Origin of the sequence: Leuconostoc fallax (genome assembly GCF_004354645.1) — a bacterium.
In the GTDB taxonomy this organism is placed as follows: Bacteria; Bacillota; Bacilli; order Lactobacillales; family Lactobacillaceae; genus Leuconostoc_B; species Leuconostoc_B fallax.
On the sequence record NZ_PUFI01000015.1, the window covers coordinates 17,042 to 37,354 of the forward strand.

The 20,313-nt window shown below is 37.2% G+C and carries 18 protein-coding genes; all 18 read right to left on the minus strand.

Features of this window, described 5'->3' with window-relative positions; translation table 11 throughout:
* Positions 1 to 260: 260 nt before the first annotated feature.
* Positions 261 to 4,892 (minus strand): glycoside hydrolase family 70 protein, encoded by a 4,632-nt coding sequence (locus C5L23_RS06690; protein ID WP_010007068.1) that lies wholly within the window; start codon positions 4,890 to 4,892, stop codon positions 261 to 263.
* A 382-nt stretch (positions 4,893 to 5,274) separates the two neighbouring features.
* Positions 5,275 to 6,177, minus strand: coding sequence for a hypothetical protein (locus C5L23_RS06695; protein ID WP_010007069.1), 903 nt, complete (start codon positions 6,175 to 6,177; stop codon positions 5,275 to 5,277).
* A 311-nt stretch (positions 6,178 to 6,488) separates the two neighbouring features.
* Positions 6,489 to 6,698, minus strand: a complete 210-nt coding sequence (locus C5L23_RS06700) for a DUF2188 domain-containing protein (protein ID WP_010007072.1) — start codon at positions 6,696 to 6,698, stop codon at positions 6,489 to 6,491.
* A 148-nt stretch (positions 6,699 to 6,846) separates the two neighbouring features.
* On the minus strand, positions 6,847 to 7,587 hold the full coding sequence (locus tag C5L23_RS06705) for a nitroreductase family protein (RefSeq protein WP_133264519.1): 741 nt from the start codon (positions 7,585 to 7,587) through the stop codon (positions 6,847 to 6,849).
* An 81-nt stretch (positions 7,588 to 7,668) separates the two neighbouring features.
* Positions 7,669 to 8,406 (minus strand): class A sortase, encoded by a 738-nt coding sequence (locus C5L23_RS06710; RefSeq protein ID WP_240034438.1) that lies wholly within the window; start codon positions 8,404 to 8,406, stop codon positions 7,669 to 7,671.
* A 62-nt stretch (positions 8,407 to 8,468) separates the two neighbouring features.
* The gene (gene msrB, locus C5L23_RS06715) at positions 8,469 to 8,906 is read right to left on the minus strand and encodes a peptide-methionine (R)-S-oxide reductase MsrB (protein ID WP_010007079.1); all 438 of its coding nucleotides are present in this window, start codon (positions 8,904 to 8,906) and stop codon (positions 8,469 to 8,471) included.
* Positions 8,907 to 8,910: 4 nt separating this feature from the next.
* The gene (gene msrA, locus C5L23_RS06720) at positions 8,911 to 9,438 is read right to left on the minus strand and encodes a peptide-methionine (S)-S-oxide reductase MsrA (RefSeq protein ID WP_133264520.1); all 528 of its coding nucleotides are present in this window, start codon (positions 9,436 to 9,438) and stop codon (positions 8,911 to 8,913) included.
* Between the two features lie 48 nt (positions 9,439 to 9,486).
* Positions 9,487 to 10,707 carry a DUF2075 domain-containing protein gene (locus C5L23_RS06725; protein ID WP_010007083.1) on the minus strand — a complete coding sequence of 407 codons (1,221 nt, stop codon included), beginning with the start codon at positions 10,705 to 10,707 and terminating at the stop codon, positions 9,487 to 9,489.
* A gap of 87 nt (positions 10,708 to 10,794) precedes the next feature.
* Complete coding sequence (locus C5L23_RS06730; RefSeq protein ID WP_010007084.1) at positions 10,795 to 11,400, minus strand: superoxide dismutase; 606 nt, start codon at positions 11,398 to 11,400, stop codon at positions 10,795 to 10,797.
* 147 nt (positions 11,401 to 11,547) lie between these two features.
* A complete protein-coding gene (locus C5L23_RS06735) occupies positions 11,548 to 12,891 on the minus strand; it encodes a PFL family protein (protein WP_010007085.1) in 1,344 nt (447 codons plus the stop codon).
* Positions 12,892 to 12,926: 35 nt separating this feature from the next.
* On the minus strand, positions 12,927 to 13,199 hold the full coding sequence (locus C5L23_RS06740) for an ACT domain-containing protein (protein WP_010007086.1): 273 nt from the start codon (positions 13,197 to 13,199) through the stop codon (positions 12,927 to 12,929).
* Positions 13,200 to 13,286: 87 nt separating this feature from the next.
* A complete protein-coding gene (locus C5L23_RS06745; protein WP_133264522.1) occupies positions 13,287 to 14,180 on the minus strand; it encodes a DnaJ C-terminal domain-containing protein in 894 nt (297 codons plus the stop codon).
* A 70-nt stretch (positions 14,181 to 14,250) separates the two neighbouring features.
* A complete protein-coding gene (dnaK, locus tag C5L23_RS06750) occupies positions 14,251 to 16,089 on the minus strand; it encodes a molecular chaperone DnaK (RefSeq protein WP_133264524.1) in 1,839 nt (612 codons plus the stop codon).
* Between the two features lie 89 nt (positions 16,090 to 16,178).
* Positions 16,179 to 16,748, minus strand: coding sequence for a nucleotide exchange factor GrpE (gene grpE / locus C5L23_RS06755; protein ID WP_010007087.1), 570 nt, complete (start codon positions 16,746 to 16,748; stop codon positions 16,179 to 16,181).
* A gap of 13 nt (positions 16,749 to 16,761) precedes the next feature.
* Complete coding sequence (gene hrcA, locus C5L23_RS06760) at positions 16,762 to 17,787, minus strand: heat-inducible transcriptional repressor HrcA (protein ID WP_010007088.1); 1,026 nt, start codon at positions 17,785 to 17,787, stop codon at positions 16,762 to 16,764.
* Positions 17,788 to 17,901: 114 nt separating this feature from the next.
* Positions 17,902 to 18,858, minus strand: a complete 957-nt coding sequence (gene ribF, locus C5L23_RS06765; protein WP_029508602.1) for a riboflavin biosynthesis protein RibF — start codon at positions 18,856 to 18,858, stop codon at positions 17,902 to 17,904.
* Between the two features lie 2 nt (positions 18,859 to 18,860).
* Positions 18,861 to 19,775, minus strand: coding sequence for a tRNA pseudouridine(55) synthase TruB (gene truB / locus C5L23_RS06770; RefSeq protein WP_240034440.1), 915 nt, complete (start codon positions 19,773 to 19,775; stop codon positions 18,861 to 18,863).
* A complete protein-coding gene (locus tag C5L23_RS06775; protein ID WP_010007092.1) occupies positions 19,753 to 20,313 on the minus strand; it encodes a PTS glucose transporter subunit IIA in 561 nt (186 codons plus the stop codon). Before C5L23_RS06775 ends, truB begins: the two co-directional genes overlap by 23 nt.

Here is a 20,313-nt window from a genome sequence, read left to right on the forward strand (position 1 = left end):
CCCTTTTAATATAAACATCATTAATATTAATAATGTTTATATTAATTGATGGAATATATTTTGTCAACTCAAATTCTAGTGTATATATTTCTTAAATAATACGATAACAATTTAAAAAGGCTTTCCAAATTATTAATTTGAGTAGCCTTTTACAGTAAACAAAAAATCTTGAGTTGGCCCAGTGCGCATCATCACACCATGTCAATCTCAAGATTTTTATGAATCCACTAAATTATGACTTATTCAGGATCCTTTATTCATTAAATTCGTACAGCATTTCCTTTATCATCAAATGAATAATTCGTGCCATGACTACCATCTAAGTTAGATTGTTTTGTTTGAATACCCGTTACTTCATCAAAATGTTGCAAATAACCATCAATTGAAATAAATCCTTTCACACTTTGATAATTCTTATCAGCATAGTACCAGTTATCTTGGTAGTAGTAATAATCATTTTTTACAGCTGCACCTTCAGTACCATTAAAATAATAAGATAGCTGAGTATTTGGATCAGTGACAATACCATCTTTAACTTGTTCACCATTCGCATCAAAATACTTTAATTGATTATTTTGCGTGATAAAGCCTTTAACCGCTTTTCCATTATCATCAAGATATAACCATTGACCATTAGACTTTCTCTGATATTGGTTACGTAGCATCACACCATCATTACCGAAAGTATAAACTTCACCATCAATCGTTTGTACACCAGTTACAATATGCCCATCAGTAGGATCAGTGTACAATGTCTGTCCATCAATATTGAGGAAGTTGCCTTTACTCTGATGACCATCTTGATAAAAATACTTATTCATGCCATCAATCGTTCTCATACCAGTTACGGCAACACCATTAGCGTCAAAATAGAACCATTGGCCGTCCTCATTTTGCATATAGCGCTGTGTTACAAGATTACCATTACCTGATTGTAGATAATAAGCACGTCCTTTATCATCACTAATCATTTCGCCTTTAACTTGTACGCCATTTTGATCGAAATATTGCTTATGCCCATCAATGGTAGCAAAACCGTCATCTAGCATATTACCAGCATCATCAAAATAGTAGGCAATGCCATCTTGATCAACAATATATTGACTAAATACTTGTTGCCCATTCTTACCAAAATAAATCGTTGATCCATCTTCTTTTTGTAAGAAACTCTGAACCAATTCAATACCGTTTGGTAAAAAGAAGTAATTATGATTCTTAATATTTTGTAAGCCTGTAACTAGGTGTCCAGTATTATCAAAGTAATAATAATTACCATTATCATCTTGTACAAAGGCATTTTGCGCTCTATAACCGCTTAATGTGTAATAGATAATGCCTTTATTGTCATGCGTAAATCCTGTTGATGATAGATCATCTGTTAATTGTTTAGGCAAAAAGTTACCACTACTATCATTAGATGTTACCTTGTAATATGCATTAGAACCACTATCTTTCAAGACGTAGCCTTCACCCTTACCTTGAATATTAGAACCATTAAAGTATTTAGCTGACCATTCTTTGATTTTAACAGTTGGATCAATTGGTACGCCTGTTGAAATCTGTGCTGTTTTAAATAATGATGGATAAAGTGTTCGTAGTTGATCTAAGAAAGCACCACCATAACGGGCTTGATACTCACCACCACCACGGCTTTGGACAACATATAGGGCATTATCTATATCTGAGTTCGCATCATCATCCCCGAAGGAATTTGTCCGCGTTACTGTCGCTAATTCTTGTTCAGGCAAATTATAAATTTGATCTGGAACCCAATCAGCAATAGCTTGAATGCCACTTGTATGCAACGCTTTAATAGCATCACGTAATTGCTCATCAGTACCATACTTAGTTGGCGTTTTATAACCTACATCATAACGGTCAGTAAACGCATAGCCATTTTGAATGATTGAATCTAAGAAACTCGTATCCGTGCTTGAACGGTATTGTGGTGCTAATTGGAAACTTGTGATACCCCACTGTTTAAACAAGTCACCATTCTGTGCAATCACAGCGTTTGTAAACTCATTTTCCTGTGTGGCAAATGCTTGGAAATTAGAAAATCCTTCGTAAATCACTTGTGAGTCCAAGCCGGCATTGGAATGGAATACTTTACCATCAGTGCTTGCTGTTTGATCTGATGCTGTACGAGCATCTTGATTGGCATCAGCTCCTAAAGGCACCCATACAGATAAGAATCCTGAAACTTGCGGATTCTGTACACCGTAAACATCTCGGGATCCAAAAATCAAATCACCGTTGCCATCGGTATAACGTATTGGTGCACCATTATCGGTATCATAGTAATTCAAGCCAGATTCAGTGGTAGAAAGCAAGGCGCGATACGCTTGATTCTTATGCGCTGCACCCATATGCAAAATCACATTTTCACCAGTATTAAGTTTCACATCTTTATTATTGCTAACAATTGTACCGATACCCTCATTGCGTGTCTCTGAAGTACCATTATCAGCGCTAGTCATTGCGCCTTTGCCGTAGCGAACACTTGTTAGAATATCATGCTGATCAACCGACATTGACTGACCACCTGCAACATATTTAACGCGCGCTTTAAGTAACGTATTAATCGCATCAAAATATGGCGACTTTGTTGCCATGTACTGACCATCATCGGTATATAAATCACCATAATAAACACGTGGTACAGTATCTTTATTCGTTAATAACATAGCATAGGCACTAGCCATGTTATATTGTGTATACTTTTTATCAGCTAGTTTTTGATCTTCATTATAAATCTTGAAAGCTGCAGCGAGTTGCTCTTCAGTTGGTGCTAAGCTATTTTTAACATCAGGATACAAATCAGAAACGATTTGCGCAATAACTGTCTGCACCTCACTATCATGTGCTCGTACAAAACTATAATTTGGTATCGCCTCATTTTCAGTATGATCATCCTTACGATTAACCATATAATAATCAACAAAGCGTTGCATCGTGCCACGAATATCAGATGACTTTGTTAGCGACCAAATCAGTTGTGTATGCAAATAATCATCCATTGTTAACTGATTGTTTCCCTTATCGGAAACATACAATGGGTCATTGTGACTCCAGTCTTCTAAAATAGAAAGATGTTGATTAGCTGTTGCATCATTTTTATCTACGCCATAAGCTAACTTAAAATAGTCAGCAGCAATTTGGAGTAAATCAGCATCAACATTATCCACTGCATCTACTCGGATACCGTCAAAATTAGCTGTATCGTCATTGGCTGTTATTGAGCCAAAGTTCATTAAGTAGTGTAACCAATTCAATTGTTCTGCTTGAACAACAGGATTAGAATTATCAACATCGTTAGCTAACAATAGCTCGAAGCCACCTTTAGAATTATCTAAATTATAGGCTTGTGTGCCTGTCTGATTTGTTGGTGTACGATTAAGCAATCTAAAATTAGAATTAGCATCTGGTGTTAATGGGCTATTCACATATGTCAATGCACCATTTTGCAAATGGTCATTCTTAGGATCTTCACTGCTTTGATTCCATTGTGGTTGCGTCACAACAAAAGCTGAGATTGCTTCTTTTAACCAGTCGACACTCTTTTTCAAACTAATCTTAGTTTCGATTGATTTCTGAACATAATTTGCAGCTTCATTTAATGAAACTTGATCATCTGTTGTCTTAAATTGGTTATCATTACTAACCAATTTCATGTCTGACATATAATTCAAATAGTTAACTTGTGTTTGTTTATCCGGCCACCAAACGGATAGAATTGGTCGGAAATCATCTGCTTTAGATGCTTCCCAATGTGTCCCATCACGTAAAATATCAGTGGGACGGTACCATGATGTGGCCGTTAAGTAACCATCAACATTTTCAAAATCTGCTTTATCTGTACTATGCGCAGCATTGTGCTGTGTATAATCAGTATTTTGTGACACTAGGCCCTCTTTTATTTGTGAAGTATTTGCTGAAACTTCTTGCCCAGTAGCCTTATCAAAGTACAGTACTTTACCGTCAAATACACCTGAAAAGCCTTTCTTAATTTGACCAAGGCTATCAAAATAGTAATTGTGACCGTCAATAGTTTTCAAACCAATGGCTGCCTTACCTGTTTCATCTAGATAGTAAGTGGCACCATTGGTGTCTTGATAGAATTGATCTGTTACTTGTTCACCTGTGGTATTGAAAACCGCAACTTGATTATCAATACGCTGAACACCAGTGACAGCATCACCTGAATCTGGATCAAGATAATAATTCTTGCCTGCAACTGTGACAAGTTTCCCCTTAACTTGTACGCCGTTGTTATCAAAATATTGCGTATGATTATCAATTTTTGTTAAACCTTTAGCATTTTCACCATTACTAAATGCATAAGACCATTGACCATCATTTTCGACATATTTACCGTTAGTGGTTTTAGTCTGAACTTGATTGTCTGAAACTATATTCGCTGTTTTTGACTCTGACGTCACAGCCTGTTCTTTATCAGTGACACTATCTTTTGCGACTGGGGATGCTGCGTTTTGCTTATCAGCATCGGATACTTGCTTATCGCTCGTATCTTGTGCTGGTGACACAATAGCGTTTTGTGTTGCCTTTTCTAATTGTGACACATCTTTCTTTGTTACTTGATTCGAATCATTTGTTTGAGTTTTTTCTTCACCCTTAGGTGTCGTGACCGGTTCAGCAGTATCTGTTTTCTCTGTTGTAACATTTACAGCTTTATCTGACACTGTGTTATCTTGTTCTTGATTTGCTTTTACACTGATACTAGGTGTTACTGTTGCATCATCAGCGAATGCACTCTGCAAAGGTACACTCGCCATCGCTAGTGCCATGACCATCGCGGCACTTCCACCAATAACCCAACTCTTACCAGCTTTGTAAAGTTTCTTGCGTAAAACTCTCTCTCCAAATGACATATATGACTCTCCTCATAGTATTTGTGGTCTAGTCCACTTAGATAGTATACCCCATGATCTTGTTCAAAGCATAACATTTCATCATATTTTCATTAATAATTTAATTTTACTCAAAATTATCAGGAGATAACAATTTTTGTAAATAATATATGAATGGATTTATTATTAATTTTACATTAGTTTTTTAATCATCAATTTTTTATTAAATAATTAGAGTACTGTATATGTCTTTGACTATTTTAGGAATTCATTATTTCCTCTCGAATTAACATTACGGAAGCTCGTTTTATTTAAGCCACACGCTATTCCAAAGTGCAATACCGTACAGTTAGAAATACAAAAAACCAGTACTTAATGTACTGGTTTTTTCATTCATACCATCTTAAACAAAATTGCTAACAATGCCTAATACAATAATAGTTAATATCACACCAAACGATTTGAGATCCACCTTTTCCCGTAAAAAGAATCCCGATAATATAATGCTAAATAACGATGTCATGTTGAGAAATACCCATGCAATACTTGATGTTTGACTAGAGGTTGCTAACGTAAAAGTTAGTTGGGCTACTAGTGTCAATACTGCACGTGTACCATATAACATCATAACTCGGCTCCCCACCTGTTCCCGTATCATATTGGCTTGATGACGTTGGCGCAAAAAAGCTGTGAGTGTTATTAAAAATCGCAAATAAATCGTTAAAATCGTAAAAGTAATCAACGCCTCTGGCGTTTTGATATCCGCAACCAACACTGGCGATAATGCGGCCTGAAGAATTAAAAACGGACCAATTAGCCAAAAATTTTTAATCAAAATTTTAGTACTGCTATTATTTGTCCTCGCTGGTAACAAAAACAGTCCGATAACCAATATTGTAGACACAACGGAAATAAAATATGAATGCCAATTAAAATAACACGTTGTAATAAAGATAGCGATTGGAATCACAAAGTCTGTCAACTTGCTTAATAGCACGGAATCCATAACTGTTACTTGCCTAAACAAGGCACTATAGCCAAATGCCACAGCTTGAACGAGACTAGCATAAATAATGATACGCACTAATAACCACGGTGTTATGTTTAAAGCCAAACGATGTTGCATCGTCATGATTATCAAAACAACAGTTACTAATAACATACTTAATAAATTATTGAAAAAGTTGACGGTGAACACTGAACTTTTACGATATCCCATCTGATAACGATCAATAACGGTGATAATACCTCGCGATAGCGCTGATAGAATTGAAAATATGACGACATATAATGTGCTAATCACCATCGCAATCTACCATTTTTAAACACATTATCCCAAACTAACTGATTCATTGATATCCCCTACTTTTCTGATTGTACTATGCATATAAACACTTCTATCATCATAAATAGTTACAGTTAAAATGTACATACTTTTGTGAAATATTATAATTAAAAAGAGATCATTCGGTAACATTACCGAATGATCCCTCTCATGTATTGAAATATACAGATAAAAAGTAAGCTATCCATTAACTGAATCGTCATAGTCATAATCTATTCCAATAAGAAAATCACTGTAACTGCTAACTGTCTTTTTGAATAAATAATCACTATTTAATCATCTCGCCGTCGTTGATCATAAACCGATTCATCTTGGTGTCGTTTTTTGAACCATTCTTCGGCTTGATGTGTTGCAATTGAAATTGAACGCTGATCATTATAGCCATCTTCTTTCAAAGCATTCGCAATTTCAATTGCTTTGTTTCTTACAACTGGTTTCAGATTTTTAAGTGATGGTGGAAAATCATCTTTTGTCCATGGCATTATTTTTACCTCCTCATTTATATGCATTAACCGCATTAATTGTTACCTATGTTTTAATCTGTTTCATCTACTTTTTCAAAAGAATTGCTCATAATAACAATAAAAAGCATGTTTACCGGTCAACACATCGATAATCATGCTTTTATTGTTACTTTAAATTAAATCCTTGTTGCTTGGCATATGTCGTAAAATCAGCTAAATTTTGATCAGCTAATAACGATGCCCTATTGTTACTAGTCCAGGTCCGTTCTAATTCGCGTTTCTTATAATAATCTTTCATCGTTTCGTTATATAACGCAACTGTTTTTTCCAATTGTACTTGTTGATACGTATCTTTCATCCAAAAACCAGATAATGGTAGCTTAGGTTTAATGCCAGGATTTTGATCAGGGTAACCCAATGAAAAGCCCATTACCGGTTTAACATAGCGTGGCAAATTTAAATGTGCCTGATAAAGTTCAAGTGCACGATTAGTACCGGCCATCGTCACGGTTCCAATCCCCATTGATTCTGCAGCAACCTGTGCTCGACCTAGGGCAATACCAGCACTAATAATTGCACCTTCTAGCATTGAATAATAACTCAATTTATCTTCAGCTTTTTGTCTTTCTTCTGCATTCAATCCTATTAATATTTTATTATAATCAATGACAACGACGAAAAAACGCTTTGCCGTTGCAATATAATGCATTTTAACAGCATCCGTAATCGCTTGTTTCAGTGATTGTTGTGTTATTTCAATAAAAGTAACAGGTTGAAAATTACCCATGTTGGGACCAGCAACAGCAGCTGACAGAATTGTTGCTATTTGTTCATCTGTAATGACTTGATCAGTAAAAGCTCTGATTGACATATGTTGTTTTAATATATTTAAGGTTTCATTTTCCATTTTATACTCCCAAAATACACATAGTACTGACGTTGTGTATTGTATGATGCTTACGCCATTAAATATAGAGATAAAAAGGCACTACTCAGATAGTGTCTTTTGTTTTGCAGATAGTTGTTGTTGAATCTGTTTTGACGTTTGTTGCCATGTCGTCGTTTTAATGAGCTCACCTTGCATGATTACTCTACCGCGTTCTGCTGTATAATCACAAGTAATGAGTGTCACTATTTTTTTCCCGCTAACTGGATACGTTACCGCAACATCAGTTGGTTGAACCGTCTTGACTGTTGTGCAACAATAAGTATACACGTGACTTAAGTCCGTCAAATAAATCTTTTGGCCAACTTTACCTTTATAGTAAATGGGAGAAAATAACAAATCTTTATAGCTTTTGCCTTGCACAAAATGACTAGCCAAAGCATAATTACCACTACCCATTTTTTGATTTTGATATAAGGTACCCGCACCTAACGACAAATTACGATCTGTTGTACCTTTAGCTATCGGTAAATTCACACCAATTTCAGGAACAGCTACTAGGCCAATATATTGTGTATCCTTAGCGCTGGTACGTGCTGCTAAAATCTGTTGTGGTGTTAAAGCATGCACTTTTGACCAATTAAAGTTCTTTTGTTTCGTTTTTTCTTTTTTAGCAGTGGCTACTGATTTCGTGGTTAACTGCGGTTGATAATGCTTTACTGTAAAGTAAGCAATTTGTCGGTTGAAAATAAGTACCAATGATAGTACGAGTAACAAAATAATTGATAACCAAAACAAACTCGTTTTTAATTTTGAATTTTTAGTTTTTTTCTTAAGCATCGGCATATATTTACTTTCTATATCGTTTAACTGCGGCGTATACAGTCAGCGTTGATGCTAATTTAGTTAAATAATGCTAAATAACTCGCATATCCTTCAGTAGCCAACTGATCTTTTGGAATAAATTTTAAAGCTGCTGAATTGATACAATATCTCAAGCCGCCTTTATCTTTTGGCCCATCATCAAAGACATGCCCCAAATGAGATTGTGCTTCTGTTGATTTAACTTCTGTACGAACCATGCCAAAGCTGGTATCTTCATTTTCTTTTATATGGTGCGCGCTAATTGGCTGTGTAAATGATGGCCAGCCACAACCTGCATCATATTTATCCGTGGAACTAAATAATGGCTCACCACTAACCACATCTACAAAAATACCATCTTCCCACCAATTATCATACATGCCAGTAAAAGGTCGTTCAGTAGCACCTTCTTGCGTAACTGCATAAGCTTCTGCACTTAATTCGTCTCGCAATGTTTCTTTATCATATTTTGCCACATTATCACACTTTCTTGTCAGCCCAATACTTCTTTTGATAGGCTTTTCTTGGTCGCATCATAGCAGCCTCACGAATTGGATCTTTCTTATAAAAATCTTGATGATATTCTTCAGCTTCATAGAAAGGTTGTGCTGGTTCAATCTGAGTAACGATTGGATCTTCAAATCGCTTCGATGCTTCAAGCGCCAATTTCGATTGTTCCGCAATGCTTTTTTGGTATTCGTCGGCTACGAATATTACAGGTCGATAATTATCACCACGATCTGCAAATTGCCCCATGGCATCGGTCGGATCAGCAACCATCCAATAAAGTGATACTAATTCCTGATAGGAAATATACGCATCATCAAACCAAATTTTTACAGCTTCTGTATGACCGGTTGTATGTGAACTAACCGCTTCATAGGTTGGATTAACCGTATGACCACCTGTATAACCAGATCTCACTTTCAAAATGCCTGGTAATGAATCAAAAGGCTCTACCATACACCAAAAGCATCCACCGGCAAAAATTGCTGTTTTTTCTGTCATAAGCTTACACCTCAATTTATACTTTTTTCATCACTTACTAATAGTAAATTATACAGCTTTATCAATCTTAATGTTGTTAAATGCCTCACGTAACGCTTGATCATGAGCATAGATATACAGCCCTTTCCGTCCTCGTTTTAGCAGAACGTTCAAGGCATTTAACATAATGCGTTGCTTATCCTTTTCATTAAAGCAGTGCCCTTTGGTTACCCTAAACGCCGCCTTATCTTGATACCTATCCGATGTAACGATAATCTTTTGCTTATTTTTATCATAGGTTATCCCTGGACCGATAATGACTCCCGCATAATTCAAATCAAATCCTTGAATGGTATAAATTGATCCCACTTCGTGAATAGTTTCCGGTCTTAAAGCCCATGGCTCTGTTCCGACATTGAGTTGATCCCATGGTAACTTAAAATCAGCAGTCGAAACATACCATTTACCCTTACCAACTGTATAGGAATAATCAGTTGTCGCCAACATTCTGGATAGGCCATTACTAGTATTTCGTCTTTGAATTGCTTCATAAAGTTTTGCCGCACTATTATAAATCCGAAAATCAAATGTGTCTGTTTGAACATGTGGGACTATCATGCGATTCATTGTTAATGTGTTAATCCAAGACGTAACATCCTGGTACTTATCTTGTATTCGATACTGCTTTTTTAACGTCATCGTTTCATGCGTATACTGCGATAAAATATGATTCAAGTCCTCATCATACCACTGACTTTTAAACTTTAAAACTTGATGACTATCAAAAATCAAAATTACAATTTTAGCATGTTTAATAATTTCAATTAACTGATTTTCCTGATGAAATTGATTGTAATTATCCGATTCAGTTAGCAATAAATGCGCTTCATCAATGAATACAACATCGCATAGTTGGTCCAACTTATCCATTTGGTTAATAAACGGCGTTGGCTTCATAAAGTATTTTTTCTTTAGAATAGCTGATGTCTCTGATAGTTTACGATATATCTTAAGCATCTCTGCATGGTTTACTAATAAGCGATTTTCTGTTCTAAACAAGTCTGATTTTGAAGAATTTAACGCAAATGCTTGTAATTGCAAAAAAGCTTCAAACAGCACAACGCTTTTGCCTGTCCCGGCATCACCCTTAATCGTTAAAATAGCATGCTGTCGATTAATATTTTTCTGTATAAAATCCATTATGCGCTGTATAACTTGTTCTTGTTCATGCGAATAGCTATCACCGCTTTCTAATAAAAAGTTACCAATACCTTGTTCATCTAGACTCAAAATAATTCATCCTTTAGATCATGATATCTTTAGCATAACAAAAACAACCACAAATCTGTAGTCCGAAAGTTGTGGTTGCTTTTTATTCTAATGATTGAAACACTCATCTACTTTTTGCCAATTAACAATATGCCAAAATGCCTCAATATATTCAGGTCGTCGATTTTGATACTTCAAGTAATAGGCATGTTCCCAAACATCCAACCCAAGCAATGGTTTCTTGCCAGACATAATAGGTGAATCTTGGTTCGCTGTTGTCATAATTTCCAACTCATTCTCTTGATTTTTAACCAACCATGCCCATCCAGAACCAAACACGCCCGTTGCCTTCTGGGTAAATTCTGATTTGAATTGGTTAAAATCTCCCCATTTTTGATCAATAGCCTGAGCTAAGTCCGTTGGAATTTTTTGGTCAAAATCAGGTGTTAGCAACTCCCAAAACAAACTGTGGTTGGCATGACCACCGCCTTGATTACGTACTGGCGTTTGTAATGCTTCTGGAAGTTCGTGAATTTTTGTTAATAGCTTTTCCAAAGACCATTCCGAGAATTCAGGATAGTCTTTCAAAGCATTATTCAGGTTATTCACATAAGTCTGATGATGCCTATCATGGTGTACTGTCATCGTTTTGGCATCAATATAAGGTTCTAACGCATTCGCCTCGTAAGGTAATGCTGGTGTTGTAAATGTCATTTACTACTCCTTTCTAAATCAAACCAATAGAACGCTTTCACTATGTTTACCTTATCATTTATCCATTTTGACTGTCAATTAACTCGCTCACAACATGCCACCTCAATAAAAAGAACCGCAAAATATACTTTACGGTTCTTCACATGTTTAGTTTTTAAAAGAATGAATTGGTGCCGGAATGTGTCCGCCACGGTTAACAAAATCAGCACTTGATTTGTTTATGACTGGCATTACTGGAGACGTTCCTAGCAAGCCACCATAATCAACCATTTCCCCAACGCTTTTACCAACCGCTGGTAAAATACGTACAGCCGTCGTTTTATTATTTTGAACACCAATTGCTGCTTCATCAGCAATCATAGCACTAATTGTAGTTGCTGGTGTATCACCTGGAATTGCAATCATATCTAAACCAACTGAGCAAACAGAAGTCATCGCCTCCAATTTAGATAATGATAATGTGCCTTCTTGTGCTGCATCAATCATACCAGCATCTTCGGATAACGGAATAAATGCACCAGATAAGCCACCCACTCGTTGTGATGCCATAACGCCGCCCTTTTTCACAGCGTCATTCAAAAGCATCAAAGCAGCAGTTGTCCCATGCGTGCCGACCTGTTCAAGGCCGATTTCTTCCAACACTTCAGCAACCGAGTCACCACGCGCAGGTGTTGGTGCCAAACTAAGGTCTACAATACCAAATTCAACACCGAGACGCTCTGCTGCTAGTGCACCAACCATTTGACCAACACGAGTAATTTTGAAAGCTGTCTTCTTAATTGTTTCAGAGACGATATGAATGGGTTGTTGCTTCACCTTTTCTAAAGTGCGTTTCACAACACCAGGACCAGAAACACCAACATTAATCACAACATCTGGCTCACTAACACCATGAAAAGCACCCGCCATAAATGGATTGTCTTCCACAGCGTTGGCAAAAACAACCAACTTAGCCGTTGCAGTATTCGATAAAGTTGATACTTCCGTTATTGTTTCACCCATTAATTTAATGGCATCTAAATTAATACCTGCTTTAGTTGAGCCAATATTAATGGACGACATGACTAAATCTGTTTCTGTCAAGGCTTTTGGAATAGAATGAATAAGTGCTAAATCACCATTATTAAAGCCCTTTTGAACTAGTGCCGAATAGCCACCAATAAAGTCAACACCAACTGCCTTAGCCGCATCATCAAGTGCATGCGCGTAGTACAACATATCTTCCGCAGATGTATTACCAGCAATTAATGCAATGGGTGTCACACTAATACGCTTATTAGTGATGGGTATGCCATATTCACGCTCAATCTGATCAGCAACTTGCACCAAATCTTTCGCGTAATGCGTTATCTTGTTATAAATCTTCTTGGCGGCCATTTTAGGATCTGAATCTATCGTATCCAATAATGAAATACCCATTGTAATCGTCCGAATATCGAGATGTTCTTCAGCTACCATATTAATGGTTTCTTTGATCTGACTTGTATCCATGTTTTCTCCAGAAATTGTGGTTTTAGTTTTTACTATTAGACTTGTTGCATTGCCTTAAAAATCTCTTCACGTTGTGTATGAATCTCTACACCAAGTTTCTCGCCTAAAGCATTAAGATCATCTTGCAGTAAGTTAAATTGCTTATCCAATTGTGTTAAATTCACTAACATACTCATCGTAAAGATATCATCCATAATTGTTTGTGAAACATCTAGAATATTAACTTGGTGTTGTGCTAAATTAGCTGCAACACCTGCAATAATACCAGGTTTATCTTGACCTACGACAGTAACAACCGCTTTATTCATAAGTTATTCTCCGTTAAAATTTTGTATACATTACAGTATACCTTAAAATGAAATGCAAAAAGACATGTTTTCACATGCCTTTACTTCTTAACCAAAAAATCCACGTTTTTTACTTTTAGTAGCTGATTGAAATTCTTCAAGCGCCTTTTTCTGCTCTTTATTTAATTTAGTTGGCACTTCAACCTTGACACGAATAAACTGATCACCATTACCGTTACCACGCAATCGAGGTGCTCCTTTACCACGCAAACGGAAATCCGTACCGGTTTGTGTACCTGAAGGTATTTTCAACTTAACATCGCCATGGACCGTTTTAACATTAATTTCGTCACCCAATGTTGCGCTGACAAAACTAATCGGTACCTCTAGATAGACGTCTGCACCATCTCTTTCAAAACCATCTTTCGAAGCATCTACCTGGAAAACAACGAACAAATCACCTTGTGGTCCACCATTGATACCTGCTTCACCCTGCCCAGCCAGACGCATTTGTTGACCAGTTTCAACACCTGCTGGCACCGTTACAGATACTTCATGTTGCTTTGTTTGTCCATTTTCTGTCCGAGAGTACTTAATGGTTGTTTTTTTACCAAAAATAGCTTCTTCAAACGTTAAGTGCATACGATATTGCAAATCTTGACCTTTTCGTGGTCGATTTGGATCAAAGCCACCGCCAAACATTTGACTAAAAATGTCACCCAAATCAGAAAAGTCACCAAAGCCACCTTGCTGGAATCCACCACCAAAACCACCTTGGCCAGCAGCTCCTGCCGGTCCAAATTGATCATATTGAGCACGTTTTTGCTCGTCACCTAATGTTTCATAGGCCTCTTGTATCTCTTTATACTTCTCTTCGGCTCCAGGCTCGTGATTTAAGTCAGGATGGTATTTTTTCGATAGCTTCCGATAAGCCTTTTTGATTTCATCTTGGCTAGCATCTTTGCCAATACCCAAGCGATCATAATATTCAGTGTTATTCACGTCCCCAACTCCTTTTTAATATGTACGTGCATCGCGTTATTTTACGCAATGCACTTATTAATTCTAAAAATTACTTTTTGTCATCTGGATTAACTTCTTCGAAGTCACCATCTACTGTATTGTCATCTTTTTTGTCAGCATCAGCATCATCAGATTGTGGTGCATTCTGTTGATATAGCTTCATAGCTAATTCGCCTGCTACCTTTGTTAATTCTTCTGACTTCGCCTTCAAATCTGTCAAATCAGCGTCTTCAGCAGTTGCAGCTTCCTTAGCCTTCTTCAAAGCATCCAAAGCTTCTTGTGTTGGCTTCTTTTCGTCATCACCCAACTTGTCACCAACTTCTTCCAAAGTCTTTTCTGTTTGGAAAATAAGTTGATCAGCTTTATTACGTGTATCAACAGCTTCCTTCTTCTTAGCATCCGCTTCTTCGTTTGCCTTAGCATCGTTCATCATCTTTTCAATTTCTTCATCTGACAAACCACCAGCTGCTTGAATTGTAATTTTTTGTTCTTTTTGTGTGCCTAAGTCTTTGGCTGATACATTAACAATACCATTACGGTCAATATCAAATGTCACTTCAATTTGTGGTACACCACGAGGTGCAGCAGGAATATCTGCTAATTGGAAACGTCCCAATGTCTTATTATCGGTAGCCATTGAACGCTCACCTTGTAGCACATGGATATCAACAGCCGGTTGATTATCAGCAGCTGTTGAGAACACTTGTGACTTAGATGTTGGAATTGTTGTGTTACGATCAATTAACTTAGTAAACACGCCACCCATTGTTTCAATACCTAATGATAATGGTGTCACATCAAGCAATACGACATCCTTAACGTCACCAGTAATGACACCACCTTGAACAGCAGCACCAAGCGCAACGGCTTCATCAGGGTTAATTGAATGATTTGGTTCTTTACCTGTTAACTTCTTAACAGATTCTTGAACAGCAGGAATACGTGTTGAACCACCATTCAAAATCACTTGATCAATATCGTTCATTGTCAAGCCAGCATCTTTCAAAGCGTTCTTAACAGGTTCTTCAGCACGCTTGATCAAATCTGCTGTTAGTTCATTAAACTTAGCACGTGTTAATGATGTTTGCAAGTGCAATGGCCCATTAGCACCAGAGGCAATAAATGGTAGATCGATTTGCGCTTCGTTAGCAGATGACAAAGTCTTCTTGGCAGACTCTGCAGCATCTTTCAAACGCTGTAATGCCAACTTATCATCCTTCAAGTCAATACCATTTTCTGACTTGAATTGGCTAGCCAAATAATCAATAACCTTATCATCGAAATCGTCACCACCAAGATGTGTGTCACCGTTTGTTGACAAAACTTCGAAAACGCCATCTCCTAATTCAAGAATTGAAACATCAAATGTTCCACCACCCAAATCATAAACTAAGATTTTTTCATCTTTGTCAATTTTGTCTAAACCATATGCCAAGGCTGCAGCAGTAGGTTCGTTAATAATACGTTCTACTTCTAACCCAGCAATCTTACCTGCATCCTTAGTTGCTTGACGTTGCGCGTCATTGAAGTACGCAGGAACTGTGATAACTGCCTTGTCAACTTTTTCGCCCAAGTAATCTTCAGCATATCCTTTGATATATTGCAAAATCATCGCTGAAATTTCTTGCGGTGTATAGTCTTTACCATTGGCATTAACCTTATAACCAGCTTCACCCATATGAGATTTGATTGAAATAATTGTGTCTGGGTTTGTGATTGCTTGACGCTTAGCTACATCACCAACTTGACTTTCGCCATTCTTAAATGAAACCACAGAAGGTGTTGTACGGCCACCATCTGGGTTTGTAATAATCTTTGGGCTACCACCTTCCAATACGGCAACAGCTGAATTGGTTGTTCCTAAATCAATACCAATAATTTTTGACATGTTGATACTTCCTTTTCTAAATAGTTTAATCAATTTTGCTTTTTAATGAGTGGTACGTTAATAACGTTGAATCTCAAGATACTTAATACTTACTGACTAACTGCAACCATTGCTGGTCTCAAAACTCGGTCGTGTAACATATAGCCCTTCTGCAGAACTTGTGCAATTTTATCTGACTCTAAGTCAGATTCAACACTTTGAATGGCTTGATGTTTTGTTGGATCAAACGATTCACCAACAGTACCAATCGCTTCAATACCACGATCCTTCAATGCTTGTTTCAAAGTATTTAGCGTAATTTCTACGCCTTTCTTAATTTGTTGTGCAACTTCATCTTCAGCGTTAACATCTAAAGCACGCTCCAGATTATCAACGGCAGGTAAAATAGCCGCTGCTAATTTTTGACCGTCGTATTTAAGTAATGCCTGTGTTTCACGTGCGTTCCGTTGCTGAATATTTTGTATCTCAGCTTGCAAACGTAATTCTTTATCTTCAAGATTTTTGTTTGCTTTTTCAAGTTCAGTTATCTTCTCTTGTAATGGATCTACTTCAGATGTTTCTTCAGATTCATTTTTAACTTCATCAACAGATGATGTTTCTTCAATGATTTCTTCGTCTTTTTGATTTTCTTTTTGAATGTCTTCTTGTTTTTGCGTCACAGCAAGTGACCTCCTATATATATTCAATCATTTTCTGACTAAGCGCTTCACCAAATGTATCCATCAATAAAATATTACGTGCATATGGCATACGAATAGGTCCCAAAAGGGCAATTAAGCCATGAGAATTATTTGGCATAGTATAACGTCTCGTCAATAAGGTAAATGGTGCTAATAATGGTTCGCCTATTTCTTGGCTAATTTTAATCGTTACATTATCTCCAGATGTATTTGCGATACGTCTAATTGATGATGGATCGCTTAAAAATTCCAAAAGACGCTTAATATCTTTAGAGTCAGCGTGTTCGCTAAAATCCAAGACATTTAATCGGCCACCAATATGGACATGATCAACTACTGAACGTGCCAGTACATCTCCAAATAACTGTAGAAAAGCAGCCGGTGTTTGAATTAATCGCGACAATTGTGTTGGTAATTCATCGGATTGCATTAATTTCAAGACATAGTGTACTGGTTGTCCAACAATTTGATTATTAATGTAATACACCATATCATCCAAAGACGATATCGATAGCTCACGCGGCAACTTAAATGTTTGGCTTGTTACCTTGCCATCATTCGTTACAAGAACAGCAATTAACTGATGTCCCTCTAATGGTACCAAACGAAAGCCAGAAACTTTCAAATCATGTCGCTGCGGTTTTAAGATGATTGCTGTGCTATCAGTCAAGGTTGATAAAGTACGTGCACATTCATCCAATAAATCATCCATTTCATGGAAATTGCCACGAAACGACTGAATCACAGCATTGACATCTTGCTCAGTCGCATAACGTCTCACCATTAAATGATCTAAGTAGTAGCGATACCCAATATGCGAAGGCATACGTCCAGAAGATGTATGCGCTTTTTTAATGAGACTTTCTGACTCTAGTACCGCCATTTCATTACGAATCGTTGCAGAGCTCACTTTCATATTGAGTTGACTTTGCAAGGTTTTCGATCCAACAGCATGTGCAGTTTGTGTGTATTCATAAATGATCGCATTTAATATTAATTTTTGTCGTTCTGTTAACATTCCACACACCTTTTTAGCACTCTTAAGTTCTAACTGCTAACAAATATTATGATACACTATTCTAGAAAAATTGCAACCCTTTTTAGCACTCTTTTATTAGAATGCTAAAAAAGATTAAGCCATCTCTTGCTTAATCTTTTTAAAGTATGTTCGTGTAACAATTTCATCTTGTTGAAGCTGTTGGATGAGTGTCTCAACATTATCAAACTTGACTTCACCACGCAAATAATGGTGCCAACGAACGCGAACAAATTCACCATATATTTCTTCATTAAAATCAAGAATGTTGATTTCAATTGTAATCGGTCGTTTTGCACCAAAAGTTACATTTCGGCCAATTGAAGCCATGCCATAACGCCAATATCCAGCGACTAAAATTTCAACCGCATAAATACCAATACCCGGCACTAACTGTTGAATTGTCGTTTCAATATTAGCTGTTGGAAAACCTAGCTCTCGCCCTCTTGCTTCACCATGAACAACCAATCCTGCTGTTTCATAAATACGGCCAAGCTGCTGATTCGCTTCATCTACATGTCCGTTGTTTAAAAGATGACGAATCTGTCGGGAACCAACTTTTTCTGTATCATGATCAACTTTATTAACAACAATCGTGTTAAACCTATTCTGAGCATAACTCGATAAATGTTGCATGTCCGCCTGGCTATTTTTAGGACCATATAAGTGATCAAAACCGGCTACAACAGTCACTGGATTCAAACGCATCAAAACATCATCGACAAAGGCTTGCGGCTTCACTCTAGCCAATTGTGAAGTAAAGTTCATCACATACATGTAATCAATGCCAATTTCTTGTAATAGTCTTAGCTTTTCCGACAATGGTGTCAAATATTGCATGGGTTGATCAAATTTTTGGAATACAACCGCCGGATGTGGCGCGTACGTCAGTATTGCACTGGGTATACCAAGTGCATCAGCTTCAGATTTGGCTTGTTGCAATACTGCTTGATGCCCCAAATGTATACCATCAAAAAATCCCATTGCCACAACTTGGGGCATGGGTTCAATGTCTTGTTTAATTGGATAATGTAAATTAATTAGTTCTGTCATCATTACTCGTTTGAAAATACATATCGTGAACGCCACAACAATTTATCATGATCAAATACATAAACCGCCTTTAACTCACTGTTAAAATACAACATCTTCGGTTCTTCATTAGCAGGCCAATCATCAATCGAAATTTTTTGGCCATTTTTTACTTTGAACCATTCATCCTGAGATAGATTATGTTGTGACCATGTAAGCACGTCTGAAATTGGGACGACTAATTGGCGTAATTCAGTATCAGATGTTGCAATAATGTCCGCCAAATCGTGTGATTGGTCAATACCAAAACCGCTACCGCTCACTCTTTTTAAATATGACATTGTAGCTGGTATTTGTAAGACATTGCCAGTATCTACAGCCAGCGTTCGAATATACGTTCCCTTGGAAACCTGCGCTACAAAGCTGAATTTCTGAACATCATCCTCAAGTGTCGTCGCCGACGTACGATGATAATCATATATCGTCGCATCACGTTGCGGGCGTTCAACACGCTCACCTGAACGTGCATACTCGTAAAGCCTTCTACCAGCCACCTTTACCGCGGAATACATAGGTGGCACTTGAATAATATTACCATTTAAGCTTGCCATAGCGTCATCAATTTGCTGCTCAGTAAACGGTTGTGTAATGCGTACTTTTTCGACAATATCACCGTCTAAATCTTCTGTTTCCGTAGAAAACCCTAAAGATATTTCGCCAATATATGTTTTAGGTCGAGTTTGCAATTCATCAATAAGTTTTGTTGCCTTACCTAATGCAATGACTAAAACACCTTCTACACTAGGATCTAAAGTCCCAGCATGTCCCACCTTTTTTTGGCTAAACTTCTTTCTGATTTTAGCAACAACGTCAAAAGATGTCATACCTTTTGGTTTGTTAACTACCAGTATGCCATCAGTCGTCTGTTGCGGCTTCATAATCACTATCTCCGTTGATTTTCCAGATATTCTGTCCAGCATATACCGATCCGTACGTCATGCTCGGAACATTATTATTTGTCCAGATAACATATATGTCAATACCCTTTGGATAAGCAGCTAACATATTTTGATTTAAAGTACCTATTGTATCTCCAGCATGAAGTTGTTGTCCTGCTAGATATCGTGCCAAATGCGCAATACCAATATTTTCACCGCCAAACGTCAAAATCACTTCCTTATCATCGGCAGTTTTAATATTCAATTGTTCACTAGAGGAATTTGTAACAATTCCTGATACAGGCGCAATGATATTACCGCCAATTGGCCAAATCATAACACCATCACCCATCATTTTATTGCGAAATAGCTCTAAATTACTATTTATCAGTGGTTGCATTTGGCCTGTAGCCGGAGCAACTAATGCGATGTCGTGCGCGGTTTTTGCCATACGCAAAGGTTGCATATCACTGTGGTGCCGACTAATTGTCACTAATTTTGATTTTCGCAAACGCCTAAGCTTACGCCACCAATCCAT